At 69.7% G+C, this 24,334-nt stretch carries 20 protein-coding genes; 11 read left to right on the top strand and 9 right to left on the bottom strand.

The features are described 5' to 3' along the window. Positions 1-5: 5 nt before the first annotated feature. From glyS to FHT26_RS09740, 4 genes are all read right to left on the bottom strand, one after another. A complete protein-coding gene (glyS, locus tag FHT26_RS09725; RefSeq protein WP_168559933.1) occupies positions 6-2,129 on the bottom strand; it encodes a glycine--tRNA ligase subunit beta in 2,124 nt (707 codons plus the stop codon). A 3-nt stretch (positions 2,130-2,132) separates the two neighbouring features. Next, positions 2,133-3,053 carry a glycine--tRNA ligase subunit alpha gene (gene glyQ, locus FHT26_RS09730; protein WP_168559934.1) on the bottom strand — a complete coding sequence of 307 codons (921 nt, stop codon included), beginning with the start codon at positions 3,051-3,053 and terminating at the stop codon, positions 2,133-2,135. Positions 3,054-3,260: 207 nt separating this feature from the next. After that, the gene (lnt, locus tag FHT26_RS09735) at positions 3,261-4,862 is read right to left on the bottom strand and encodes an apolipoprotein N-acyltransferase (RefSeq protein WP_349238117.1); all 1,602 of its coding nucleotides are present in this window, start codon (positions 4,860-4,862) and stop codon (positions 3,261-3,263) included. Beyond that, the gene (locus FHT26_RS09740; protein WP_168559935.1) at positions 4,846-5,739 is read right to left on the bottom strand and encodes a CorC family transporter; all 894 of its coding nucleotides are present in this window, start codon (positions 5,737-5,739) and stop codon (positions 4,846-4,848) included. The genes lnt and FHT26_RS09740 overlap by 17 nt, the downstream gene beginning before the upstream one ends. 136 nt (positions 5,740-5,875) lie before the next feature. On the opposite strand from FHT26_RS09740, the gene FHT26_RS09745 reads away from it, so the two are divergent. The 5 genes from FHT26_RS09745 to hslU all read left to right on the top strand — a co-directional run bounded on the left by FHT26_RS09745 (position 5,876) and on the right by hslU (position 11,730). Further along, a complete protein-coding gene (locus tag FHT26_RS09745) occupies positions 5,876-6,913 on the top strand; it encodes a CobW family GTP-binding protein (protein WP_168559936.1) in 1,038 nt (345 codons plus the stop codon). A 123-nt stretch (positions 6,914-7,036) separates the two neighbouring features. Further along, a complete protein-coding gene (gene dksA, locus FHT26_RS09750; protein WP_168559937.1) occupies positions 7,037-7,927 on the top strand; it encodes an RNA polymerase-binding protein DksA in 891 nt (296 codons plus the stop codon). 28 nt (positions 7,928-7,955) lie between these two features. Continuing rightward, complete coding sequence (locus FHT26_RS09755; protein WP_168559938.1) at positions 7,956-9,683, top strand: hypothetical protein; 1,728 nt, start codon at positions 7,956-7,958, stop codon at positions 9,681-9,683. A 156-nt stretch (positions 9,684-9,839) separates the two neighbouring features. After that, the gene (gene hslV / locus FHT26_RS09760) at positions 9,840-10,376 is read left to right on the top strand and encodes an ATP-dependent protease subunit HslV (RefSeq protein WP_168559939.1); all 537 of its coding nucleotides are present in this window, start codon (positions 9,840-9,842) and stop codon (positions 10,374-10,376) included. A gap of 1 nt (position 10,377) precedes the next feature. Beyond that, positions 10,378-11,730 (top strand): ATP-dependent protease ATPase subunit HslU, encoded by a 1,353-nt coding sequence (hslU, locus tag FHT26_RS09765; RefSeq protein WP_168559940.1) that lies wholly within the window; start codon positions 10,378-10,380, stop codon positions 11,728-11,730. Positions 11,731-11,737: 7 nt separating this feature from the next. On the opposite strand, the gene FHT26_RS09770 is transcribed toward hslU, so the two are convergent. Further along, entirely contained in the window at positions 11,738-12,664 is a 927-nt protein-coding gene (locus FHT26_RS09770; protein WP_168559941.1) for an AraC family transcriptional regulator, read from the bottom strand. 98 nt (positions 12,665-12,762) lie between these two features. On the opposite strand from FHT26_RS09770, the gene FHT26_RS09775 reads away from it, so the two are divergent. After that, entirely contained in the window at positions 12,763-13,779 is a 1,017-nt protein-coding gene (locus FHT26_RS09775; protein ID WP_168559942.1) for a zinc-dependent alcohol dehydrogenase family protein, read from the top strand. Here the strand turns inward: FHT26_RS09775 and FHT26_RS09780 are convergent, their stop codons facing one another. Both FHT26_RS09780 and FHT26_RS09785 read right to left on the bottom strand, forming a co-directional pair. Next, positions 13,780-14,556 carry a type III pantothenate kinase gene (locus FHT26_RS09780; RefSeq protein WP_168559943.1) on the bottom strand — a complete coding sequence of 259 codons (777 nt, stop codon included), beginning with the start codon at positions 14,554-14,556 and terminating at the stop codon, positions 13,780-13,782. An 85-nt stretch (positions 14,557-14,641) separates the two neighbouring features. Next, positions 14,642-15,268, bottom strand: a complete 627-nt coding sequence (locus tag FHT26_RS09785) for a hypothetical protein (RefSeq protein WP_168559944.1) — start codon at positions 15,266-15,268, stop codon at positions 14,642-14,644. A 235-nt stretch (positions 15,269-15,503) separates the two neighbouring features. Here FHT26_RS09785 and FHT26_RS09790 point away from each other — a divergent pair, with 235 nt between their 5' ends. Both FHT26_RS09790 and icmF read left to right on the top strand, forming a co-directional pair. Further along, on the top strand, positions 15,504-16,292 hold the full coding sequence (locus FHT26_RS09790) for a PPK2 family polyphosphate kinase (protein WP_349238118.1): 789 nt from the start codon (positions 15,504-15,506) through the stop codon (positions 16,290-16,292). A 46-nt stretch (positions 16,293-16,338) separates the two neighbouring features. Continuing rightward, positions 16,339-19,629 (top strand): fused isobutyryl-CoA mutase/GTPase IcmF, encoded by a 3,291-nt coding sequence (gene icmF / locus FHT26_RS09795; protein WP_168559946.1) that lies wholly within the window; start codon positions 16,339-16,341, stop codon positions 19,627-19,629. 12 nt (positions 19,630-19,641) lie between these two features. On the opposite strand, the gene FHT26_RS09800 is transcribed toward icmF, so the two are convergent. Then, entirely contained in the window at positions 19,642-20,001 is a 360-nt protein-coding gene (locus tag FHT26_RS09800; protein WP_168559947.1) for a cupredoxin domain-containing protein, read from the bottom strand. Next, positions 19,998-20,921, bottom strand: a complete 924-nt coding sequence (locus FHT26_RS09805) for a metallophosphoesterase family protein (RefSeq protein ID WP_168559948.1) — start codon at positions 20,919-20,921, stop codon at positions 19,998-20,000. Before FHT26_RS09805 ends, FHT26_RS09800 begins: the two co-directional genes overlap by 4 nt. A gap of 132 nt (positions 20,922-21,053) precedes the next feature. Here FHT26_RS09805 and FHT26_RS09810 point away from each other — a divergent pair, with 132 nt between their 5' ends. Genes FHT26_RS09810 through FHT26_RS09820 form a run of 3 tightly spaced genes read left to right on the top strand, consistent with a single transcriptional unit; the run spans position 21,054 to position 24,312 of the window. Then, positions 21,054-21,641 carry a sigma-70 family RNA polymerase sigma factor gene (locus FHT26_RS09810; protein ID WP_349238119.1) on the top strand — a complete coding sequence of 196 codons (588 nt, stop codon included), beginning with the start codon at positions 21,054-21,056 and terminating at the stop codon, positions 21,639-21,641. Continuing rightward, positions 21,638-22,432 (top strand): anti-sigma factor family protein, encoded by a 795-nt coding sequence (locus FHT26_RS09815; protein ID WP_168559950.1) that lies wholly within the window; start codon positions 21,638-21,640, stop codon positions 22,430-22,432. Before FHT26_RS09810 ends, FHT26_RS09815 begins: the two co-directional genes overlap by 4 nt. A gap of 56 nt (positions 22,433-22,488) precedes the next feature. Next, complete coding sequence (locus FHT26_RS09820; RefSeq protein WP_168559951.1) at positions 22,489-24,312, top strand: diguanylate cyclase; 1,824 nt, start codon at positions 22,489-22,491, stop codon at positions 24,310-24,312. The last annotated feature ends 22 nt before the right edge of the window (positions 24,313-24,334 follow it).

A 24,334-nucleotide genomic window follows, 5' to 3' on the forward strand; every position in this document is an offset into this window, starting at 1 on the left:
ATGGCTCAGGCGGCGAGGCGGGAGAGGTCGGCGACGCGGTTCATCGCGCTGCGCAAGGTGGCGAGCAGGCCCAGCCGGTTCGCGCGAATCTTCGGGTCGTCGGCATTGACCATCACCTGGTCGAAGAAGGCGTCGACCGGCGCCTTCAAGGCCGCCAGCGCCTGCAGCGATGCGGTGAAGTCGCGGCGGTCGAATGCCGGCCGGGCGATCCGTTCGATGTCGACCAGCGCGGCGTGCAGCGCCTTCTCGGCCGGGTCGGCCAGCAGCGCCGCATCGACCTGCTCGACCACCTCGCCGTCGGCCTTCTTCAGGATGTTGCTGACCCGCTTGTTGGCGGCGGCCAGCGATTCGGATTCGGGCAGCGCGGCGAAGGCCCGCACGGCGGCCAGCTTCTTGCCGACATCGTCGAGTTCCTTCGGACGCAGCGACAGCACCGCATCGACCTGCTGCGCGGTCGCGCCCTGCTCGCGCAGCACGCCGGCCAGGCGCTCGTAGATGAAGTCGCTCAGTGCTGCGCTGGCATCGGCGATCTTGTCGCCGAAAGCCTGCGCCGCATCGTGCAGCAGCGCGTCGAGCGGGATCGCGAGCTGGCGCTCGGTCAGCAGCCGGATCACGCCGAGCGCATGGCGGCGCAGCGCGAACGGGTCCTTGTCGCCGGTGGGCAGCTGGCCGATGCCGAACAGGCCGACCAGCGTCTCGAGCTTGTCGGCCAGCGCGACGATCTCGCCGATCGGGCCGCGCGGCAGCTCGTCGCCGGCGAAGCGCGGCTTGTAGTGGTCCTCGACCGCCAGCGCGACCTCGTTCGTCTCGCCGTCGTGGCGCGCGTAGTAGCCGCCCATGATTCCTTGCAGCTCGGGGAACTCGCCGACCATGTCGGTCAGCAGGTCGGCCTTGGCGAGCAGCGCGGCGCGGTCGACGTCCCGCACCAGCGCCGCGCGCTTGTCAGCGTCTTCATACAACGCGACCGCATTCGCAATTCCTCGCGCAATAGCCTGCACGCGCTTGACCCGCTCGCCCTGCGACCCGAGCTTGCCGTGGTAAACCACCTTGTCGAGCCCGCCGACGCGATCGGCCAGCGTCTTCTTGCGGTCCTGGTCGAAGAAGAACTTCGCATCGGCCAGCCGCGGGCGCACGACGCGCTCGTTGCCGCCGGTCACCCGGCTCGCATCGGCCGGGCGGATGTTGCTGACGACCAGGAACTGGTTGGTCAGCTTGCCGGCCGCGTCGAGCAGCGGGAAGTACTTCTGGTTGGCCTTCATCGTCAGGATCAGGCATTCCTGCGGCACGTCGAGGAACTCCGGCTCGAAACGGCACAGCAGCACGTTCGGCCGTTCGACCAGCGCGGTCACCTCGTCGAGCAGCGCAGCGTCGTCGATCGGCTGCAGGCCCTGCTGCTTCGCCGCATGGTCGAGCTGGCGCACGATCTCGGCATGGCGGGCCGCGAAGCTCGCGATCACCGCGCCCTGCTCTTCCAGTTGCCGCGCGTAGTGGTCGGCGTCCTGCAGCACCACCGGCTCGACGGCCGCCTCGAAGCGGTGGCCGCGCGTCTCGCGGCCCGATGTGAGGCCGAGCACCTGCAGCGGCACCACGTCGGCCCCGTGCAGCGCGACCAGCCCGTGCGCCGGGCGCACGAAGTTCACGCTGTGCCAGCCGTCGCCCAGCTGGTACTGCATCACCTTGCGGATCGGCAGCCCGGCCAGCGCTTCGTCGAGCGCGGCCTGCAGGCCCTCGGCCAGCATCGCCCCCTTGACCTGGCTGTCGTAGAACAGCGCTTCGGCCTTGCCGTCGGGCTGGCGCTTCAGCTGCGGCAGCACCGACGCATCGGCGCCGACGCTCGCGAGCTTCTTCAGCAGCGCCGGCGTGGCCTGGCCGTCGGCCGTCAGCCCCACGCTGACCGGCATCAGCTTCAGCGACACCGCGCGGTCGTCGGCCTGCGCGCGCACCGCGCTGACGTGGGCGGCCAGCCGGCGCGGCGTCGCGTAGGCGGTCACCGCGGAGTGGTCGGTGGCGAGGCCGCGCGCCTTCAGCCCGGCGAACAGCGTCGCGGAGAACGACTCGCCGAAGCGCTTCAGGTCCTTTGGCGGCAGTTCCTCGACGAACAGCTCGACCAGCAGGTTCTTGTGGCTCATCGCTCAGGCCGCCTTCTTCTTGTTCAGTTGCTCGATCACTTCGTCGGCCCAGTCCTTCGGCGCCATCGGGAACCCGAGGCGGGCCCGGCTGTCGAGGTAGGCCTTCGCGACGGCGCGCGCCAGCGTGCGGATGCGGCCGATGTAGGCGGCGCGCTCGGTGACGCTGATCGCGCCGCGCGCGTCCAGCAGGTTGAAGGTGTGGCCGGCCTTCAGCACCTGCTCGTAGGCCGGCAGCGCGAGTTGCTGCGCCATCAGGTAGGTGGCCTGCTTCTCGTGCGCGGCAAAGGCCTGCAGCAGGAAGTCGACGTCGCTGTGCTCGAAGTTGTAGGTGCTCTGCTCGATCTCGTTCTGCAGGTAGACGTCGCCATAGCTCAGCGTGTCGGTCCACTGCAGGTTGTAGACGTTGTCGACGCCCTGCAGGTACATCGCGAGGCGCTCCAGCCCGTAGGTGATCTCGCCGGTGATCGGCTTGCAGTCGATGCCGCCGACCTGCTGGAAGTACGTGAACTGCGTGACCTCCATGCCGTTCAGCCAGACCTCCCAGCCGAGCCCCCAGCAGCCGAGCGTCGGGTTCTCCCAGTCGTCCTCGACGAAGCGCACGTCGTTGGCCTTCAGGTCGAAGCCGAGCGCTTCGAGCGAGCCGAGGTAGAGCTCGAGGATGTTGGCTGGTGCCGGCTTCAGCACGACCTGGTATTGGTAATAGTGCTGCAGGCGGTTCGGGTTCTGGCCGTAGCGGCCGTCCTTCGGGCGGCGGCTGGGCTGCACGTAGGCGGCCTTCCACGGTTCGGGGCCCAGCGCGCGCAGGAAGGTGGCGGTGTGGCTGGTGCCGGCACCGACCTCCATGTCGTACGGCTGCAGCAGCGCGCAGCCCTGCCGGTCCCAGTAGTCTTGCAGGCGCAGGATGATTTGCTGGAAGGTCAGCATAGGGGTTCGAAGGTGGAAGATGCGTCACGCCGGGTGAACGCGGAACTGGCGATTCTAGGCGGGGCGGGTCGTTCGGGCGTTGGCGCGGAAGGCGCCCTGCCTTGCGGAGGTGACGAGCGAACAACTGGGTGTTGATCCCGGGTTGGCACCCGGGCGCCGATGCGTTTTTTCTGCGCATCGAACCACTGCTTCGGCAAAGGCCCGCACCTAAGAACGACGCAGCGGCACGACGATCAGCAACGACAGCAGCGCGCCAACGAACAGCGGCCACAGCCACCAACGCGCCGCCCAGCTCGCATACGGCGTCATGCCCTGGCGGCCTTCGACCGGCGCTTCGAGCACCGCCATCGCGAGCGGCGGCAGTTGGTGCGTGACGCGCCCGGTGTGGTCGATCACCGCGGTCACGCCGGTGTTGGTCGCGCGCAGCATCGGCCGCTGGAACTCCAGCGTCCGCATGCGCGAGATGTTCAGGTGCTGCGCCAGCGCGATGGTGTCGCCGAACCAGCCGATGTTGCTGAGGTTCGCGAACACCGTCGGCGCCCGCTCGGGCTCGCGGAAGTGCGCCGCCAGCTCCTCGCCGAACAGGTCTTCGTAGCAGATGTTCGGCGCGATGCGCTGGCCCTTGACCTCGAACGACGGCGCGCCGACCGGCCCGCGGTTGAAGTCGCCGAGCGGGATGTTCATCAGCTCGGTGAACCAGCGGAAACCGGTCGGGATGAACTCGCCGAACGGCACCAGGTGGTGCTTGTCGTAGCGGTAGAAGCCGCCCGGCCACTTCGCGGTCTCGCGCGACAGCCCGACCGCCGAGTTGGTGTAGCCGGCCTCGAAGCTGCCGAGCGGCACGCCGATCAGCGCCGCCCGGTCGCCGCGCTGGAAGCCGGCCGCCAGCGCCGCCCAGTAGCCCTCGGGCAGCTGGTCGGGCAGCAGCGGCACGATGGTCTCGGGCGCGAGCACCAGGTCGCCGCGCGCCGATTGCAAGGTCGTCGCGGCCCAGGCCAGCGCCTGCGGCAGCTTCTCTTCGGCGAACTTCTCGTCCTGCGCGACGTTGGACTGCAGCAGCGTCAGCTGCAGGCTGCCGTTGCCGCGGGTGAAGTTGACCGGCTGCATCGCGGCCAGCCCGCCGACCACCGCGACCGCGGCGATGGCGCCCAGCCCGCCGGGCCCGACCCCGCTGCGAAAACCGATCACCGCCAGCGCGCCCAGCAGCGCCGCGACCCAGCCGATGCCGTAGACGCCGACCCACGGCGCCAGTTGCGCGAGCGGGCTGTCGACATGCGAATAGCCCGACGCCGCCCACGGGAAGCCGGTGAACAGCAGCCCGCGCGCCAGCTCGGCCAGCAGCCAGCAGGCGGCGAACACCAGCGTGTCGACGACCAGGTGGTTGCGCCGCAGCACGCCGAACAGCGCCATCGCCGCCGCGAAGTACAGCGCCAGGAAGGCCGACAACGCCAGCACCGCGGCACCGGCCATCCAGCCCGGCAGGCCGCCATAGCGGTGCATGCTGATGTAGAGCCAGAACGTGCCGGCGACGAACCAGGCGGTGGCGAACGCCCAGCCGAGCAGCGCCGCCCGACGCGGCGAGGCCCGGCTGACGCGGAACGCGAGCCCGCCGACCGCCAGCAGCTGCAGCACCCACGCGTGGGTGTAGGTGGCGGCCAGGCTGTGCAGCCCGCCGAGCGCCAGCACCAGCAGCAGGTCCAGCCCGAGGAACAGGGTGTCGGACGCCCCGGTGTCGCGGTGCGCGCCGCGGCGGCCCGTGCCGGGGCGAGGCGCGGGCGGCGCCGCCGCCGGCCTACGCACCGTCTTCACCGATGGCGGCTTCGGGCGCGCGCGTCACCTTGAACCAGCGCACCGCGCCGCCGCGCGTCAGCATCACCGTGAAGATCAGGCTGCCGACCGTCACCGCCTCGCCGCGGCGCGGCACCCGGCCCAGTTCCTGGGCGACCAGGCCGCCGATGGTGTCGAAATCCTCGAGCGGCAACATCACACCGAAATCGTCGTTGACCGCCTCGATCGTCGTGTCGCCAGCCACCCGGTGGCTGCCGTCGGCCAGCGTGTAGATGCCCGATTCGCCGTCTTTCTCGTCGAATTCGTCCTCGATCTCGCCGACGATCTCTTCCAGCACGTCCTCGATCGTGATCAGCCCGGCGGTGTTGCCGAACTCGTCGATCACGATCGCCAGGTGGTTGCGGTTGGAGCGGAAATCGCGCAGCAGCTCGTTCAGCCCCTTCGATTCGGGCACGAACACCGCCGGGCGCAGCAGCGTGCGCAGGTTCAGCTCGGGTGCGCGCTGCAGCTTCAGCAGGTCTTTCGCCATCAGCGTGCCGACGATGTTGTCGCGCTGGCCCTCGAAAACCGGAAAACGGGAGTGGCCGGTGTCGATCACCAGCCCCAGCAGCTCGTCGTACGGGGCCTCGATGTCGAGCAGGTCCATGCGCGGGGCGGCCACCATCGCGTCGCCGGCGGTCAGGTCGGCCATGCGGATCACGCCCTCGAGCATCATCCGCGACTCGGGCGCGATCAACTCGCGGTTCTCCGCATCGGCCAGCGTGGAGATCAGCTCGTCCTTGGAGTCGGGGCCGGGGGACATGAACTCCATCAACCGCTCGAACAGGCCGCGCTTGTCCGTGGGGGCGGGGTGCTTGTCGGCGCCTCTGGAAGATCGACTCGGGTGGGGGTCTGACATCGCGCCGGGGCGAAGAGTGGGCAGGGGCAAAAGCTTACTCGAAGCAGGGAGTCACACGGGGTTGACACATCTGATACCTTGAACAAAAGTTTTTCGGCCGCATCTGGCCCGCTTCCTCGTCAAGGACCGACATTCCATGAGCCTCATCCCCGCCACCATCCTGACCGGCTTCCTCGGCTCGGGCAAGACCACGCTGCTGAAGCGCGTGCTGACCGAAGCGCACGGCCAGAAGATCGCCGTGATCGAGAACGAGTTCGGCGACGAGAACATCGACAACGACATCCTGGTGCAGGACACGAAGGAGCAGATCATCCAGCTGAACAACGGCTGCGTCTGCTGCACCATTCGCGAAGACCTGCGCACCACGCTGAACGACCTGGCCGAGAAGCGCCGCAAGGGCGAACTGAGCTTCGACCGCGTCGTGATCGAGACCACCGGGCTGGCCGATCCCGGCCCGGTCGCGCAGACCTTCTTCATGGACGACGAGATCGCCGAGAGCTACCTGCTGGACTCGATCCTGACGCTGGTCGACGCCAAGCACGCCGAATCGCAGCTCGACACCCGCCAGGAAGCGCGCCGCCAGATCGGCTTCGCCGACCAGATCTTCATCAGCAAGACCGACCTGGTCGACGCCGCGCAGGTCGAGGCGCTGATCCACCGCATCAAGCACATGAACCCGCGCGCGCCGCAACGCAAGGTCCACTTCGGCGAGGTGCCGCTGGCCGAGGTGTTCGACCTGCGCGGCTTCAACCTGAACGCCAAGCTCGACATCGACCCCGATTTCCTGAAGGCCGACGAGCACGACCACCATCACCACCACGACCATGACCACGAACACGGCGAGCACTGCGACCACCCGCACCACCACGCCCATGACGACGACGTGAAGTCCTTCGTGTTCCGCTCCGACCGGGCGTTCAACCCGGCCAAGCTGGAGGACTTCCTGGGCGCGATCGTGCAGGTCTACGGCCCGAAGATGCTTCGTTACAAGGGCGTGCTGAACATGAAGGGCAGCGACAAGAAGGTGATCTTCCAGGGCGTGCACCAGCTGATGGGCAGCGACCTGGGTCCGGCTTGGGCGAAGGGCGAGAAGAAGACCAGCAAGATGGTGTTCATCGGCCTGGACCTGCCGCGGGAAATCTTTCTGCAGGGGCTGGAGCAGTGCCTCGTGTGATTCCGCCGAAAAACCCGTGGAGCCGGAAAACAACGTGGCTACAATCCGCGGCGCCCAAGTTTGGCTGCGGGGTGATTGCCCACCCCACAGAGCGGGTATAACCGCCGTTGCGAGGAGATCTCAGTGACAAAGACCACGGTCCAGCGAGCAACACCATCCAAGCCAGCCGCCAAGAAGCCGACGACACCGGTCGCCAAGACCCCCGTGAAGCCGGCCGCCAAGGCACCGGCCAAGGCCGCCCCTGCGTCGAAGGCGGCCGCCGCCAAGGCAGCACCGGCCGCCAAACCGGCAGCGAAGGCGGTGCATGCACCGGCTGCCGCGCCGGCCAAGCCGGCCGCCAAGGCCGCACCGGCGCCTGAGGTGGTGGCGCCGAAGCCGGCGGCCGTGAAGCCGCCGCCCGCTCCCAAGCTTTCCGCCGCCGCCCGGGCTTCGGCTGCGGCATCCTCCCCGGCCCCGATCCCGCCGGCCACGTCCCGTTTTGCAGACCGCTTCGCGCCTCCGAGGCCGCCCACCCGACAGATGAATTCTCTCGTGACCGACATTTCCAAGCACGAACACAAAGCCGATCCGAAGCTCGCCAACGCCTGGAAGACCAAGCCCGGCCATGCGTTGACCGACGAAGAGCTGCAGGCCATGCCTGACAGCGAGTACATGAACGAGAAGCAGCTGGCCTTCTTCAAGGCGCGGCTGCAGCAGCTGAAAGACGACCTGCTCAGCAACGCCGGCGAAACCACCGAGCATCTGCGCGAAGACACCTCGATCGTCCCCGATCCCGCCGATCGCGCCACCATCGAGGAAGAGCACGCGCTCGAGCTGCGCACCCGCGACCGTGAGCGCAAGCTTCTGAAGAAAATCTCACAGTCGCTGGGCCGCATCGAGGCGGGCGACTATGGTTTCTGCGACGAAACTGGCGAACCGATCGGATTGGGGCGCCTGATCGCACGCCCGACCGCTACACTGTCCCTCGAAGCCCAGCAACGGCGCGAGCTGAAGCAGAAGATGTTCGGCGACTGACACCCCTTCGCGCACCCCGTCACCCGACATGTCGGACCAGAAAGACAACACCAGCTTCTTCCGTAAGGTTGTCAAGTTCGTCGCCAACCCGGCCACGGACTGGGCGCAACTCGGCACGCCCACGGAAGAAGCCCGCGAGAGCGAGTACGCCAAGTCCGAACTGAAGGCGATGATCGAGCGCAAGCGGCGCAACGATTTCGTCCGCAAGCGCGAATTCGACATGCTGCGCAAGGTGCGTCGCGAAGGCCTGACCAGCGAGCAGCTGGCAGCGCTCGGCGGCTCCTCCCGCCTCGACGACTCCGAAGCCCGCATGCAGGACAGCGGCGCGAAGCCGGATGTCGGCGTCAAGGCCAAGATCGACGAGATCGAGCAGCAGATGGTCGGCGACGGCCTCGCGTCGCCGTCGCGCCGCCCGCCCTCTTTCTATGAAGCGCCGACGCAGCCGGCGGCCATCGGCTATGCGGCCACCGAGCCCGACACCAGCCGCATCCGCCCCGAGCAGCCGGCCCGCACGAACGGCGCGAACGCTCCCCACGCGGCCCCGGTGAAGCCGGCGCGCCCGCCGGCCGGCGCGCCCGCCACCGTCGTGATGGGTGCCGGGCTGTCGCCGTTGTCGCCGCTGAACCTCGACATCAACGGCAGCGACCTGGGCAGCCCGTACGCGGTCGAGGTGACCGAAGTCGCCCACGACCCCGAACTCGACGAGGCGGTGATCGCCTTCGCGAACGCCGACTTCGAAAGCTGCGAATCGTCGCTGGCCGCGCTCACCGGCCAGGGCGGCCCGCGCGCCCAGCATGCCGAAACCTGGCTCGCGCTGTTCGACCTGTACCGCGCGATCGGCCAACACCACAAGTTCGAGAGCCTCGCGATCGACTACGCCCAGCAGTTCGGCTGGTCGGCGCCGCAGTGGTTCTCGATGCCGAAGCTGGTGGCCGAGGCCGCCGGCGAAGAACGCCGCCCCAGCTCGCGCATCGACGGCCAGGTCGGCTGGGTGTGCCCGAGCATCGTCGATGCCGACGCGGTCGCGCGGCTGCGCTCGCAGTCGCTGCAGATGCCGCTGCCGTGGGTGTTCGACTGGAGCGCGCTGCAGAGCATCGATGCCGAGGCCTGCGCGCGCATGAGCGAGCTGTTCCGCGGTTGGATCAACGAGCCGCTCGACATGCGCTGGCTCGGCGGCGACCGCCTGATGCAGGTGCTGCAAGACGCCGCCCCCACCGGCGTGCGCGACGCAGACCCGGTGTTCTGGCAGCTGCGCCTCGACGCGCTGCGCATGGCCAACCGCGCCGACCAGTTCGACGAAGCCGCCATCGACTACTGCGTGACCTACGAGGTGTCGCCGCCGTCGTGGGAAAGCGCGAAGTGCCAGGTGCGCATCAGCGGCTCCAACATGAGCACGCAATCGCCGCCGATGTCGGTGGTGAGCGACGTGTCCACCAGCTTCCTCGAATCGCAGATGCCCGACGAACCGGGCGTGCAGGTCGCGGGGGTCGAGCTGTCCGGCCAGCTGGTCGGTGACATCGGTGCCACGTTGAACAAGATGAACGATGAGCTGGGCAATGCCGAGGTCGTCAACGTCTCGTGCGCCCGCCTGATCCGCGTCGACTTCATCGCGGCCGGCGACCTGCTGAACTGGGTGCTGGCACGCCGCGGCGAGAACCGCTCGGTCACCTTCTCCGAATCGCACCGGCTGGTCGCGCTGTTCTTCGGCGCGATGGGCATCAACGAGCACGCCAAGGTCAAGGTCCGCGTGGTTTAGGCCCCCCCCAGTCGCTGTCGCTCCTGCCCCCAAGGGGCGCCTCCCGGCGGCCCGGCAAAGCCGGTTCCGCGGGAGTTGCTTGATTGGTCGATTGCTTCGCTCGCTCGGTCACAATGCCCGGCTTGAAGCTTTCTGCTTCGCCCGAATCTGACCCCTATGGATCAATACCACGGCACCACCATCCTGAGCGTGCGGCGCGGCAACCTCGTCGCGCTCGGCGGCGACGGCCAGGTCACGCTCGGCAACGTCGTTGTCAAAGCCACCGCCCGCAAGGTGCGCAAGCTCTATCGAGACCAGGTGCTCGCCGGCTTCGCCGGGGCCACCGCCGACGCTTTCACGCTGTTCGAACGCTTCGAGGCCAAGCTCGAGAAACACCAGGGCCACCTGGTGCGCGCCGCGATCGAGCTGACCAAGGACTGGCGCACCGACCGCGTGCTGCGCCGCCTGGAAGCGATGCTCGCGGTGGCCGACAAGGAAGCCTCGCTGATCATCACCGGCAACGGCGACGTGCTGGAGCCCGAGAAAGGCATCGTCGCGATCGGCTCCGGCGGTTCCTATGCGCAGGCCGCGGCCATCGCGCTGCTGGAGCACACCGCGTTGCCACCGCAGGACATCGTCAAGCGCTCGCTCGAGATCGCCGGCGACCTGTGCATCTACACGAACCAGAACCACACGATCGAGACGCTGGGCTGACATGAGCGCGATGACCCCCCAAGAGATCGTCTCCGAATTGGACCGGCACATCGTCGGCCAGGCCGGCGCCAAGCGCGCGGTCGCGATCGCGCTGCGCAATCGCTGGCGCCGCCAGCAGGTCGACAGCGCGCTGCGCGGCGAGATCACGCCGAAGAACATCCTGATGATCGGCCCGACCGGCGTCGGCAAGACCGAGATCGCGCGCCGCCTGGCCAAGCTGGCCGATGCGCCGTTCATCAAGGTCGAGGCGACCAAGTTCACCGAGGTCGGCTATGTCGGCAAGGACGTCGACACCATCATCCGCGACTTGGTCGACATGGCCGTCAAGCAGGAGCGCGAGACGCAGATCAAGCGCCAGCGCGTGCGCGCCGAAGACGCCGCCGAAGACCGGGTGCTCGACATCCTGGTGCCGCCGCCGCGCGCCGCCAGCAGCGATTTCGGCCTGGCCCCGCCGACGCCCGCCGCACCGGCCGCCGACAACACCGCCCGCCAGGTGATGCGCAAGCGGCTGCGCGAAGGCTCGCTCGACGACAAGGAGATCGAGATCGAGGTGGCCGACACCAAGCCGACGCTCGACATCATCGGCCCGCCCGGCATGGACGAGATGGCCGAGCAGCTGAAGGGCATGTTCGCGAACCTCGGCCAGGGCAAGCGCAAGCTGCGCAAGCTGAAGATCGGCGAGGCGCTGAAGCTGCTGGTCGACGACGAGGCGGCCAAGCTCGTCAACGAGGACGAGATCAAGACCGCGGCGCTGCACAACACCGAGCAGAACGGCATCGTGTTCCTCGACGAGATCGACAAGGTCGCGTCGCGCCAGGAATCGAGCGGTGCCGACGTGTCGCGCCAGGGCGTGCAGCGCGACCTGCTGCCGCTGGTCGAGGGCACCACGGTGAACACCAAGTACGGCATGGTGAAGACCGACCACATCCTGTTCATCGCGTCGGGCGCGTTCCACCTGAGCAAGCCGAGCGACCTGATCCCCGAGCTGCAAGGGCGATTCCCGATCCGCGTCGAACTCGGCTCGCTGAGCGTCGACGATTTCGAGGCCATCCTGACGCAGACGCACGCGAGCCTCGTCAAGCAATACCAGGCGCTGCTGGCGACCGAAGGCGTCACGCTCGAACTGCGGCCCGACGGCATTCGCCGCCTGGCGCAGATCGCGTTCGACGTCAACGAGCGCACCGAGAACATCGGCGCGCGCCGGCTGTCGACGGTGATGGAGCGCCTGCTCGACGAGGTGAGCTTCGACGCGCCGAAGCTGTCGGGCCAGACGGTGTCGATCGGCGCCGCCGAGGTCGACGCGAAGCTCGGCGAGCTGGCGAAGAACGAAGACCTCTCGCGCTACATTCTTTGAGCCTGCGCTACATCCTCGGAGCCTCGCGCCGCCAGGCGCCGGGCGGCCGGCCGGTGATGCGCTTGAAGGCCTTGTTGAAGGCCGGCTCGGAGTCGTAGCCCACCTGGGCCGCGATGCCTGCGAGCGGCGCATCGCCGGCACGCATCAGGCAGGCGGCGCGGAACATGCGCCAGCGCGTCAGGTACTCGAGCGGCGGCTCGCCGACCTTCTGCTTGAAGCGCAGCGCGAAGGCCGAGCGCGACAGGCCCGCGGCGGCCGCCAGTTCGTCCACCGTCCACGCCCGCGCAAGCTCATGGTGCATGCGGCGCAGGGCCGTGCCGATGCGTCGGTCGGCCAATGCGCTGAGCCAGTTCGCGTCGCCGGCGTCGTCGGTCGCGACCGCCTGCGCGTGCGACCTGACTGCATGCACGAACAGGATGTCGGCGAGCCGGCTGATCACCGTGCCCGAACCGAGCCCCGGCGTGCCGGTCTCGACGGCCAGCATCTGCAGCGTCGCCTGCAGCAGCCGGCGGCGGTCGTCGTCGAGCCGGGCAAGCAGCAGCGCCGGGATCAGCTCGACCAGCGGCGTCGCCGCCAGCGCATCGAATTCGAACCAGCCGGTGATCACGGTGGCCGCCACGCCGCCGCCGCCCAGCGTCACGATGCCGCCGACATGGTCGCGCACCGTCTCGCTGCATGGCCGCGTCGCGGAACCAGGCGCGTCGCTCAGCACGTAGCGCGAGCCACGCAGCATCACGAAGCAATCGCCCGCGGCGAGCGCGACCGGGGGGCCGGTGCCGTCCAGGCGCAGCACCGCGCTGCCGCGCACGACGAGGCCGAAGCGCGCCATGCGGCCGGCCGCGAAATCCAGGCCCCAGGGTGCGCTCAGTTCGAGCCGGGCGTACAGCGCGCTGCGGACCCGCATCGCGGCAAAGATGTCGTCGAGAGGATCCATCGCGGCATGGACGAGCGGACAAGAGATCGAGCGTAGCAGGCATTCATCGTCCGCCGCCCGGCTTCGAGAATGGAGGCATTCACCCGCAGGAGCTTCCGATGCGCAGCCTACACCTCGATGCCGAACACCCCGCCGCCCCGCTGGTCGCGCGCGATGCGCCGAGTGCCCCGCTGGCCCCGAACGACCTGCGCGTGCGGGTGCGGGCGGTGTCGCTGAACCGGCGCGACCTGATGATCCGCGCCGGCACCTACCCGGTTCCGCTGACCCCCGGCGTCGTGCCGGTCAGCGACGGCGCCGGCGAGGTGGTCGCGGTGGGCGCTGCCGTGACGCGCTTCGCCGTGGGCGACCGCGTGACCAGCAGCTATTTCCCGCAATGGATCGATGGCCGGCTGAGCTTGGCGCAGGCGATGCAGCAGACCGGCTGCAGCCTGCCCGGGTGGCTGGCCGACGAGGTCGTCGTCGACGAGCAGGCGGTGCTCGCGATGCCAGGGCACCTGAGCTTCGACGAAGCGTCCACGCTGCCCTGCGCCGGCCTGACCGCCTGGAACGGCCTGACCGGCGGGCGCCCGGTGCAGGCCGGCAGCACGGTGCTGACGCTGGGCGCCGGCAGCATCGCGGTGTTTGCGATCCAGTTCGCGAAGGCGCTGGGCGCGCGCGTGATCGCGACGACCTCCAGCGACGAGAAGGCGGCCCGGCTGAGCGCGCTCGGCGCGGACGAGGTCGTCGACTACCAGCGCGTGACCGACTGGGACCGCGAGGTGCTGCGCCTGACCGGCGGGCGCGGCGCCAACCACGTGATCGAGGCGGTCGGGCCGGCGACGCTGGAGCGCTCGCTGCGCTGCGCCGCGTGGGACGCCGACATCGGCCTGATGGGCGTGTTCGGCGCCGACGACAGCCGCGTCGATCCGCGTGCCTTCAGCGGCCGGCTGTTGACGCTGCGCCGCATCGCGGTCGGCAGCCGCAGCGACTTCGAGGCGATGAACCGCTTGATCGCCGCGCACCGGCTGCGACCGGTGATCGATCGCGTGTTTCGGTTCGAAGACGCCGAAGCGGCCTACCGGCACCTGGCCGACAACGCCCACCTCGGCAAGGTCGTCATCCGCGTCGCCGGCTGATCACAGCGCCAGCCGGTGCGACTGCAGCTCCAGCAAGCCGTCGAAGATCAGCGTGTCGACCGTCTCGAACGGCAGCTCGACGATCGGCGCGAGCTTCACCGCCGCGCCGCCGGTCATGATCAGCGCCGGCTCGTGGCCGGTGCGCTCGCGCAGCTTGTACGCCATGCGCTCGATCGCACCGGCCATCGCATGCGCCCCGCCGCTCATCAGCGCATCGCTGGTGTTGGTCGGGAAATCGACCACCTCGCCGGTCGGTGCCTTCAGGCCGGCGGTGCCCATCTCGAGCGCGCGCAGCATCAGCCCGAAGCCCGGCAGGATCATGCCGCCGATGAAGCGGCCGGTCTCGTCCAGCGCGTCGACCGTGACCGCGGTGCCGACCATCACCACCAGCGCCGGCCGCGGCACGCCGGCGGCCCGCACGCGCTGCCAGGCCCCGATCAGCGCGACCCAGCGGTCGGTGCCGAGGCGGTTCGGATGGTCGTAGCCGTTGGTGACGCCGGCCGCCTGCGCGGTCGAGACAACCCAGCGCGGCTCGACCTGCCAGTGCGCGAGTTGCTCCAGTTGCTCCTCGACCTCGCGCCGGATGCCCTCGCCGGCCACCACGCAGCCCAGCATGCTGCTCGGCGGCGGCAGGCTTTTCCATTCGGTGTCGGCCAGCCGGTCGATGGTCTCGAGGAAGACGGCGCCATGCGCCAGCAGGCGCGCGCCCGGTTGCGGGCTCGCGTAGTGCGCCCACTTGAGCCGGGTGTTGCCGATGTCGATGGCCAGGAACGTCATGGCCGCAAGGGTAACCGCTGCCGCCCGGGCGACTGGCCGGCGGCCGGCAAACCCGGGAAAGTCCCGGGCCGGTGCGCCAGCCGCGTCAGGCCGCCGACGGGGAATTGACCGTGCGCAGCAACTCGCGCACGCGGGCGATCGTCTGGGCCGCCCAGATGCCCTTGAACGGCTTCGTGATGCGTTGCTCCACTTCGTCGAGCAGCGCTTCGATGTCGTGGCGCGAGCGCGCGCGCTTCAGGCGCATCAGCGTCAGCGAGCCGGCGACCGGCGCCTCGGCCTTCACCGCGCGCATCAGGATCGCACGTGCTTCGTCGAGCGCGGCATCGGCTTCGTCCAGCGGGACCAGGTCGGAAATCGGCAGCTCGCCGACCATCGAATCGGTGAGCACCGACTCCGGCTGCAGGCTCAGCGACGGCGGCAACGGGCCGGACACGGTGTCCAGCGGCAGGTCGACGTCGAGCGGCGCCATGCCCGAATTGCCCGGCATCGAGCCGGTGCCCTGCGTGAACATGATCAGGCCCATCGCCACCAGCTCGTCGAAGATCTGATCCGGCACCCCGGCCTGCACGGCCAGCTGCCGCACCTGGCTCTCGCGCCTGCGCCCATCGACCAGCAGCAAGACCGTGCGATGCCGCTGTCCCAGTTTTCGTTGTCGACTGCCCAACTCGTCGACGCCTTCGGGCGTCTTCACGGGGATATTGATGCTCGGCACGGAACCACTCCTGATGTTCTGCCCTGGCGCTCCCTCTGGCGCCGTACTTCTGAACGGCGCGATTGTGCCGCCGGAATCGGGTCGGGTAGACCATGATTCCCCGCCACCGAGTGCGGCCGCCCGTCGCGAAGTATCGGCGATACACTCGCGATTGACGTATACGTCAATTGCAACGATCGGAGTCCACGTGGCGACCAAGGCAGCGGATGGGGCGGATTTCCAGTATGCGGACGCGGTGAGCAAGAAGCGCGCCTTCGACCTGTCGGCGATCGATCCGGGCGCCAAGCCGTTTTCAACCGGCGACAAGGCGGCCGACAAGGCCGCGGTCGAAGCCCTGGCGCTGGAGCTCGACGAACTGCAGAACCTGTTCTATGCCGACCGCCGCTTCAAGCTGCTGGTGGTGCTGCAGGGCACCGACACCAGCGGCAAGGACGGCACGCTGCGCGGCGTGTTCGGCCAGATGAGCGCGCTCGGCGTGCAGACGGTGGGCTGGAAGGCGCCGAGCGAACCGGAGCGCGACCACGACTACCTGTGGCGCATCCACCAGAAAGTGCCGGGCGCCGGCGAGGTGATGGTCTTCAACCGCAGCCACTACGAAGACGTGCTGGTGCCGGTGGTCAACGGCTGGATCACGCCGCTGCAGACGCGCCAGCGCTATGCGCAGATCAACGACTTCGAGCGCATGCTGACCGAGACCGGCACCGTGCTGCTGAAGTTCATGCTGCACATCTCGAAGGACGAGCAGCGCGCGCGGCTGCAGGAACGGTTGGACGATCCGACCAAGAACTGGAAGTTCGCCCCCGCCGACCTGACCGTGCGCAAGCAATGGAAGGCCTACCAGCAGGCGTATGCCGACGCGATCTCGGCCACCGGCACCCGCTGGGCGCCGTGGACCGTGGTGCCGGCCGATTCGAAGACCCACCGCAACCTGATGATCGCGACGCTGGTGAAGCGCGCGCTGGTCGGCCTGAAGCTGCGCTACCCGCCGGCGTCGGACGATCTCGCGAAGCTGCGCATCAGCTGACGACGACGGGCCGCAGAGCCTGTGCTGCACGACCACGGAGACCCGCATGACCGACCTCTCTGCCGAGTTCAAGGCATTGGCCGCCTACCGGCCCACGCACAAGGTGCGCTTCGTGACCGCCGCGAGCCTGTTCGATGGCCACGACGCGGCGATCAACATCATGCGGCGCATCCTGCAGGGCATGGGCGCCGAGGTGATCCACCTGGGGCACAACCGCTCGGTCGACGAGGTCGTCACCGCGGCGCTGCAGGAAGACGTGCAGGGCATCGCGATCAGCAGCTACCAGGGCGGGCACGTCGAGTACTTCAAGTACATGGTCGACCTGCTGCGCGAGCGCGGCGGCGCGCACATCCAGGTGTTCGGCGGCGGCGGCGGCGTGATCGTGCCGGCCGAGATCGCCGAGCTGCAGCGCTACGGCGTCAGCCGCATCTACAGCCCGGAAGACGGCCAGCGCATGGGCCTGCAGGGGATGATCGGCGAGATGGTGATGCGCTGCGACGTCGACCTGTCGCCGCATGCACCGGCCACGCTGGCGGCGATCCAGGGCCGCGGCGAGCCGCAGCGGCGCGCGCTGGCGCAGCTGATCACCGCGCTCGAGAACGGCCAGGTCGGCGACACGCTGAAGGCCGAGCTGCATGCCGTCGCGAAGCGCAACGCGACGCCGGTGCTCGGTATCACCGGCACCGGCGGCGCCGGCAAGAGCTCGCTGACCGACGAGCTGATCCGCCGGCTGCGCCTGGACCAGCACGACGCGCTGCACGTCGCCGTGATCAGCATCGACCCGTCGCGCCGCAAGAGCGGCGGCGCGCTGCTCGGCGACCGCATCCGCATGAACGCGATCGCGCCGTGGCGCGCCGGGCAGCGGGTCTTCATGCGGAGTCTCGCGACACGCGACTTCGGCAGCGAGATCAGCCAGGCGCTGCCCGACGTGCTGGCGGCCTGCCGCGCAGCCGGCTTCGACCTGGTGATCGTCGAGACCTCGGGCATCGGCCAGGGCGACGCGGCGATCGTGCCGCTCGTCGACGTGCCGATGTACGTGATGACGCCGGAGTTCGGCGCCGCGAGCCAGCTCGAGAAGATCGACATGCTCGATTTCGCCGAGTTCGTCGCGATCAACAAGTTCGACCGCAAGGGCGCGGCCGATGCGCTGCGCGACGTCGCGAAGCAGGTGCAGCGCAACCGCGAGGCCTGGGGCACGAAGCCCGACGAGATGCCGGTGTTCGGCACGATGGCCAGCCGCTTCAACGACGACGGCGTGACCGCGCTGTACCAGGCGCTGCTGCCGCGGCTGGCTGCCCTCGGCATGCCGGTGCGGCCCGGCGTGCTGCCGCCGGCCGCGACGCGCCACAGCACGCACCAGGTGCCGATCGTGCCGGGCGCGCGGGTGCGCTACCTGGCCGAGATCAGCGACACGGTGCGCGGCTACAAGCAGCAGGCGCGGGCACAGGCGCGCATCGCGCGCGAGGTGCAGCAGTTGCGCGGCGCGGCCCGCATGCTGCTGGAGACCGCGGCCGGCCAGCCGCATGCGAACGCCGCGGCGCAGCTCGCCGACCAGCGCGAACAGCAGCTCGATGCCGCCTCGCGCAAGCTGCTCGCGCAATGGCCGCAGCTGCAGGCCGCCTATGCCGGCGACGAGTACGTCGTGAAGATCCGCGACAAGGAGATTCGCACCGCGCTGACCACGCAGAGCCTGTCCGGCACCAAGGTGCGCAAGGTCGCGCTGCCGGGGTTCGAAGACCACGGCGAGATCCTGAAGTGGCTGCTGCTCGACAACGTGCCGGGCAGCTTTCCGTACAGCGCCGGCACCTTCGCGTTCAAGCGCGAGGGCGAGGACCCGACGCGCATGTTCGCCGGCGAGGGCGACGCGTTCCGCACCAACCGGCGCTTCAAGCTGCTGTCCGAAGGCATGCCGGCAAAGCGGCTGTCGACCGCGTTCGACAGCGTCACGCTGTACGGCAACGACCCGGCGCTGCGGCCCGACATCTACGGCAAGGTCGGCAACTCCGGCGTCAGCATCGCGACGCTGGACGACATGAAGGTGCTGTATGGCGGCTTCGACCTCTGCAACCCGGCCACCAGCGTCAGCATGACGATCAACGGGCCGGCACCGACGATCCTCGCGATGTTCATGAACACCGCGATCGACCAGCAGCTGGAGCGCTTCCATGCCGACAACGGCCGCGGGCCGAGCGACGACGAGCTGCACAAGATCCGCGCTTGGGTGCTGCAGAACGTGCGCGGCACGGTCCAGGCCGACATCCTGAAGGAAGACCAGGGGCAGAACACCTGCATCTTCTCGACCGAGTTCAGCCTGAAGGTGATGGGCGACATCGCCGAATACTTCGTGCACCACCAGGTGCGCAACTTCTATTCGGTGAGCATCAGCGGCTACCACATCGCCGAAGCCGGCGCGAACCCGATCAGCCAGCTGGCGTTCACGCTGAGCAACGGCTTCACGTTCGTCGAGGCCTACCTCGCGCGCGGCATGCACGTCGACGATTTCGCGCCGAATCTGAGCTTCTTCTTCAGCAACGGCATGGACCCGGAGTACACCGTGCTCGGCCGCGTCGCGCGGCGCATCTGGGCGGTGGCGATGCGCGAGCGCTACGGCGCCAACGAGCGCAGCCAGAAGCTGAAGTACCACGTGCAGACCTCGGGCCGCTCGCTGCACGCGCAGGAGATCCAGTTCAACGACATCCGCACGACGCTGCAGGCGCTGATCGCGGTCTACGACAACTGCAACTCGCTGCACACCAATGCGTTCGACGAGGCGATCACGACGCCGACCGAAGACAGCGTGCGCCGCGCGATGGCGATCCAGCTGATCATCAACCGCGAATGGGGGCTGGCGAAGAACGAGAACCCGAACCAGGGCGCGTTCATCATCGACGAGCTGACCGAACTGGTCGAAGAGGCGGTGCTGGCCGAGTTCGAGAAGATCGCCGAGCGCGGCGGCGTGCTGGGGGCGATGGAGACCGGCTACCAGCGCGGCCAGATCCAGGAGGAGAGCATGCACTACGAGATGCTCAAGCACACCGGCGAGTACCCGATCGTCGGCGTCAACACCTTCCGCAACCCGCACGGCGACCCGGTGCCGGAGCACATCGAGCTGGCGCGCTCGACCGACGACGAGAAGCAGTCGCAGCTCGCGCGGCTCGCGGACTTCCAGGCCCGGCATGCCGACGCGTCGCCGGCGATGCTGGCCCGGCTGCAGCAGGCGGTGATCGCGAACGGCAACGTGTTCGAGGTGCTGATGGACGCGGTGCGCTGCTGCTCGCTCGGGCAGATCACCGCGGCGCTGTTCGAGGTGGGGGGGCAGTACCGGCGGAGCATGTGAGCCGGGCTGTCCCTATCCATCGGCGCCGACCACGATCACCCCGTCCATCCCCTCGTGCCCCGAGCCGCAGAACACGTCGCAGTTGAACGCGAACTGCCCGGCCTGGCGCGGCGTGAACGGCAGCCGCGTCGGCTGCCCCGGCACGATGTCGGCGCGCAGTCCGAGCTCCGGCGCGCTGAAGCCCATCAGCACCTCGGGGGCGCTGAGTTCGAGCACGACGGCTTCGCCGACCGCGACCCGGATCTCGTCCGGCACGAACACGAATTTCTTCGCGACCACCGGGATCACGCGCGGCGCGGCACCGCGCACCGTGGCCGCCAGCGCGAGCGATGCCGCGAGGGCCAGCACCTGCCGCCGCCGAACGGCCGTCATGCCTTCACCACCGGCAGTTCGGTGACCTGCCACGGCTCGCGGCCGGGGACCGGCGGGCTGCCGCCCTCGCGCTCCACCTGCCGGAACCCGAGCCCGCGGTACGGCAGCGCCGGGTCCCACGCGAGCGGCGTGCGGCGCGGCTGCGACCCCGGCGCCGGCAACGGGAAGATCAGCGACTTCGCCGAATGGTGCGCGATGTGCCCGGTCATCGCATGGTGCGCCTGGTGGATGTGGCCGTAGAACACCGTCACGTTCGGATGCGGCATCAGCAGCTCGACGACCTGCGCGCCATCGCGCGTCGCCCAGTCCCAGGCCGGCGCCAGGTCGAACAGCGGGCGGTGCGTGAAGACGACGATCGGCGCGTCGACCGGCCGTCGCTTCAGGTCGTCGGCCAGCCACGCGCGCTGCGCGTCGCCGACGCTCGCGCCGGGGTCGGACACGTTGTCGAGCACGATGAAATGCACGCCGCGGTGATCGAACGCATAGCTCGTCGGGCCGAAGAACTCGCGGTAGGCCTCGCCGCGGTCGAGCGCCGCATCGTGCTCGCCCGGCATGAAGTGCACCGTCGGCACCTTCAGCATCGTGGCCAGCTCGCGGAACTCGCGCAGGCGCCGTCGCCGCTCGGCCGGGTCGTCGGTGGTGTGCGTCAGGTCGCCGGTGAAGACGACGAAGTCCGGGCCGCCCCCGCCGCCTTCGGCCAGCGCGTTGACCGCGGCGATCGCCTTCGGCAGCGTGCCGCGGGCATCCGGGTTCGGCGCGCCTTCGAAGCCCCAGTGGGTGTCCGACAGCTGCACGAAGTAGAAGTCGTCGACCGCGCCGCGGCCGGCCGTGCCGGCACAGCCGGACGCGAACACCACGCCGCCGAGGCCGGCGAGGCGGAGGAAATCCCTGCGATTCGATGAGGCATTCGATGAGGCCATGGCCCCTCCTGCTGGTGAATGGAACACCCCCGCCCTACCGGCTTCGCCCCGTCCCCATTCCCCTGCTGTTCCTTCACCGAGCGAATCGCTCGACATCGGGAATAAAAGCGGCGCGGCGCCGGTATGCCCGTGGTGGACGACGACACCGACCGCCGGCGCTTCGAGCGCTTCGCGCTGCCGCACCTGGATGCGGCCTACAACCTCGCGCGTTGGCTGACGCGCAACGACCAGGACGCGCAGGACGTCGTGCAGGAGGCCTGCCTGCGCGCGATGCACTACTTCGCGTCGTTCCGCGGCGAGCAGGCCCGGCCCTGGCTGCTGACCATCGTGCGCCACAGCTGCTACGCCTGGCTGCGCGAGAACCGGCCGGCCGAACTGGTGCACTTCGGCGACGGCGATGACGGCGGCGTGCCCGAAGCCGCCGCACCGTCGGCCGAGGGGCCGCACGAGACCGCGCTGCGCAACGCCGACCGCGCCCGGCTGAACCAGGCGATCGCCGCGCTGCCGATCGACTTCCGCGAGGTGCTGGTGCTGCGCGAACTGGAAGACCTGCCGTACAAGGACATCGCCCGCATCGCCGACATTCCGATCGGCACCGTGATGTCGCGCCTGTCGCGCGCCCGCGCGCTGCTGCGCGAGGCGCTGCAGCCGGCGGCACCGGCGCGTGCGGCGGTGCTGCGCGCGGTGCCACGGTCCACCGGCACCGGAGAGCCGACATGAGCCGTTTCGACGCCACGCCACGCGCGCTGAACGCCTTCATCGACGGCGAGCTCGACCTGGCCACCCAGCTCGATGCCGAGGCACAACTCGCGCGCGACCCCGCGCTGCAGTCGCGCAGCGCGCAGCTGCGCGAGCTGAGCCGGTGCGTGCGCACCCAGGCCGACTACCACGCGGCACCCGCCGCGCTGCGCGAGCGGCTGGGCCGCTTCTGCGCCCCCGCGCCCGAAGACCGACCGCTGGCGCGCCGCCCGCCGCGCGTCGCGCCAGCGGCCGCGTGGACCGGCCCGTGGCCGGCGGCCGCGGCCTCGATGCTGTGCACCGCCGCGCTGGCCTGGACCCTGCACGCCACGCTGGCAGCGCGGGCCGACGACGCGCTGCCGGGCGAGGCGGTGGCCGCCCATGTGCGCGCAACGCTGTCGCAGCGCAGCATCGACGTGGCCTCGACCGACCAGCACACCGTCAAGCCCTGGCTGTCGGCGCGGCTCGCCTTCTCGCCGCCGGTCGAGCACCCGCTGGCGGCCGGCGCGGAACTGATCGGCGGGCGCATCGACGTGCTCGACGGCCAGCCGGTGGCGGTGCTGGTCTACCGGCTGCGGGCGCACCTGATCGACGTCTACATCTGGCCGTCGCGCGGCAGTGCGGCGCCAGCCCTGGCCTCGACGCAGCGCGGCTTCCAGCTGCTGGGCGGCCGCCGGCACGGCATGTCCTACCTGGGCGTCTCCGACGTCAACGCCGATGACCTGGCCCGGGTCATGCAGGCGCTGACCGGCGACGACGCGGCGCCGCGGTGATCTCCTCTCGGGCTGGGGATGCCGACCGTCACCGAAAACGTCGACAATCCGGTGCCATGACAGCGCCGCCCAGCCGCCGATCCACGTCGACCGCACTCGCCACCGCGCGTCGCGCGTGGCGGCTGCTGTACAGCGATTCGCGCCGCTGCATCGCGCTGGCCGGCCAGGCGCTCGAACGCGGTCTCGCGCACGGCGACCTCGCCGCCGAAGGCTGGGCCCGGCTGGTGCGCGGGCTGCACCTGATCTGGTATTCGACGCCGCTCGAAGCCGCCGGCGAGCTGGCCGAGGCCGACCGCTGCTTCGACGCCACGCACGACCGCGCCGGCCACCTGCTGGCCGAGGTCGGCATCGCGCGCTGCCTGTGGCGCGAAGGCAAGTACCGCGAATCGCTGGCGCGCGCGCTGCCGCTGCGCGCCGAGGGGCTGGCGGTGCTGAAGCACGACGAGCTCGGCCTGCTGCTGAACGTGATCGCCGGCTGCTATGCATCGCTCGGCCAGTCGGAACAGGCCTTCGCGTACATGTTCCAGGCGCTGAACGAATCGCGCCCGGCGCGCGGCAACGGCTTCGAGGTGGTGCTGTACTGCAACCTCGCGCACGAGCTGATCCAGCTCGGCGACTACCACCAGGCGCTCAGCTACGTCGAGGAAGGCATCGCCCGCTACGCGCAGCTCGACAACCCGCGGCTGCTCAGCGTGCTGCTGATCAACCGGGTGATCTGCCTGACCAACCTCGAACGCGCCGCCGATGCGCTGGGCGACGTCGAGCGGCTGCTCGCACTGCCGACCGATGCCAGCGGGCGCGGCAGCACCAACCCGAACTTCGAGACGATGGCGATCGCCGCGCTGCGCGCGGGCAACACCGCGCTCGGCGCCGAGCTGATCGAGCGCGCGTCGCAGGACAGGTCCGGCATCAAGCTGCCCGACGAGCGCATCACGCTGGTCGTCGCCACCGCCGAGGTGATGGCCGCGCGCGACCTGCTGCCGCAGGCCGCTGCGCTGCTCGCGCAGGCCCAGCCGGCGGTGCTGAACACCGCGGCCGAAGGCCTCAGCCTGCGCGTGCGCTGCCTGTTCCACCAGGCGATGGCCGACATCCACGAGCGGCTCGGCAACGCCGCGCAGGCGCTGGCCTCGCTGCGCCTGTGGCAGGCGCTGCACGTCGAGCGCGCGCAGCTGGCCTCGCGGGCGCGCTACCAGGCCGCATCGCTGCAGACCGAGCTGCGCCGGCTGCAGCAGAACCTCGACGAGATCGAGGCGCGGCGGCGCAGCAGCGAGCGCGCGAAGGCCGAGCTGGAGGCCATCAACCAGCAGCTGTCGCAGAAGATCGACGAGGTCGAGGCGCTGCAGGCCGAGCTGCGCCAGCAGGCCACGCGCGACTTCCTCACCGGCCTGTTCAACCGCCGCCACCTGAACGACGTGCTGCCGCAGATGCTGCTGCTCGCGCAGCGCGAGCAGCAGCCGCTGGCGGCCGCGATCATCGACCTGGACCACTTCAAGTCGGTCAACGACCGGCATGGCCACGTCGCCGGCGACAAGTTGCTGGCCGCGTTCGGCGCGCTGCTGATCGCACACGGGCGGCGCAGCGACATCGCGTTCCGATTCGGCGGCGAGGAGTTCTGCCTGCTGATGCCGCGCACCGATGCGGCGGCCGCGCAGCGCAAGGTCGAGGCGCTGCTGGGTGCCTGGCGCAGCGAGGTATTCCAGTTCGACACCGGCACGCTGCGCAGCAACACCTTCTCGGCCGGCGTCGCCGATTCGCTCGCCGAGCTGGCGGCGATGGAGCAGCTGCTGAAGACCGCCGACGACCGCCTGCTCGAGGCCAAGCGCAGCGGGCGCAACCAGGTGCTGGCGGCCGATTCGCCGGCGCAGGCGGTCGAGGCCTGAGATCGCAGTGAGCCGTTCGCCC

Origin of the sequence: Rhizobacter sp. SG703 (assembly GCF_012275445.1) — a bacterium.
In the GTDB taxonomy this organism is placed as follows: domain Bacteria; phylum Pseudomonadota; class Gammaproteobacteria; order Burkholderiales; family Burkholderiaceae_C; genus Rhizobacter.

Bases quoted from the DNA above. Each gene is read 5' to 3' on its own strand.
- FHT26_RS09820 (WP_168559951.1), top strand. From the start codon at position 22,489: ATGACAGCGCCGCCCAGCCGCCGATCCACGTCGACCGCACTCGCCACC.
- FHT26_RS09740 (WP_168559935.1), bottom strand. From the start codon at position 5,739: ATGTCAGACCCCCACCCGAGTCGATCTTCCAGAGGCGCCGACAAGCAC.
- FHT26_RS09770 (WP_168559941.1), bottom strand. From the start codon at position 12,664: ATGGATCCTCTCGACGACATCTTTGCCGCGATGCGGGTCCGCAGCGCG.
- FHT26_RS09815 (WP_168559950.1), top strand. From the start codon at position 21,638: ATGAGCCGTTTCGACGCCACGCCACGCGCGCTGAACGCCTTCATCGAC.
- FHT26_RS09775 (WP_168559942.1), top strand. From the start codon at position 12,763: ATGCGCAGCCTACACCTCGATGCCGAACACCCCGCCGCCCCGCTGGTC.
- FHT26_RS09745 (WP_168559936.1), top strand. From the start codon at position 5,876: ATGAGCCTCATCCCCGCCACCATCCTGACCGGCTTCCTCGGCTCGGGC.
- FHT26_RS09780 (WP_168559943.1), bottom strand. From the start codon at position 14,556: ATGACGTTCCTGGCCATCGACATCGGCAACACCCGGCTCAAGTGGGCG.
- hslU (WP_168559940.1), top strand. From the start codon at position 10,378: ATGAGCGCGATGACCCCCCAAGAGATCGTCTCCGAATTGGACCGGCAC.
- icmF (WP_168559946.1), top strand. From the start codon at position 16,339: ATGACCGACCTCTCTGCCGAGTTCAAGGCATTGGCCGCCTACCGGCCC.
- glyS (WP_168559933.1), bottom strand. From the start codon at position 2,129: ATGAGCCACAAGAACCTGCTGGTCGAGCTGTTCGTCGAGGAACTGCCG.
- FHT26_RS09800 (WP_168559947.1), bottom strand. From the start codon at position 20,001: ATGACGGCCGTTCGGCGGCGGCAGGTGCTGGCCCTCGCGGCATCGCTC.
- FHT26_RS09805 (WP_168559948.1), bottom strand. From the start codon at position 20,921: ATGGCCTCATCGAATGCCTCATCGAATCGCAGGGATTTCCTCCGCCTC.
- FHT26_RS09755 (WP_168559938.1), top strand. From the start codon at position 7,956: ATGTCGGACCAGAAAGACAACACCAGCTTCTTCCGTAAGGTTGTCAAG.
- hslV (WP_168559939.1), top strand. From the start codon at position 9,840: ATGGATCAATACCACGGCACCACCATCCTGAGCGTGCGGCGCGGCAAC.
- glyQ (WP_168559934.1), bottom strand. From the start codon at position 3,053: ATGCTGACCTTCCAGCAAATCATCCTGCGCCTGCAAGACTACTGGGAC.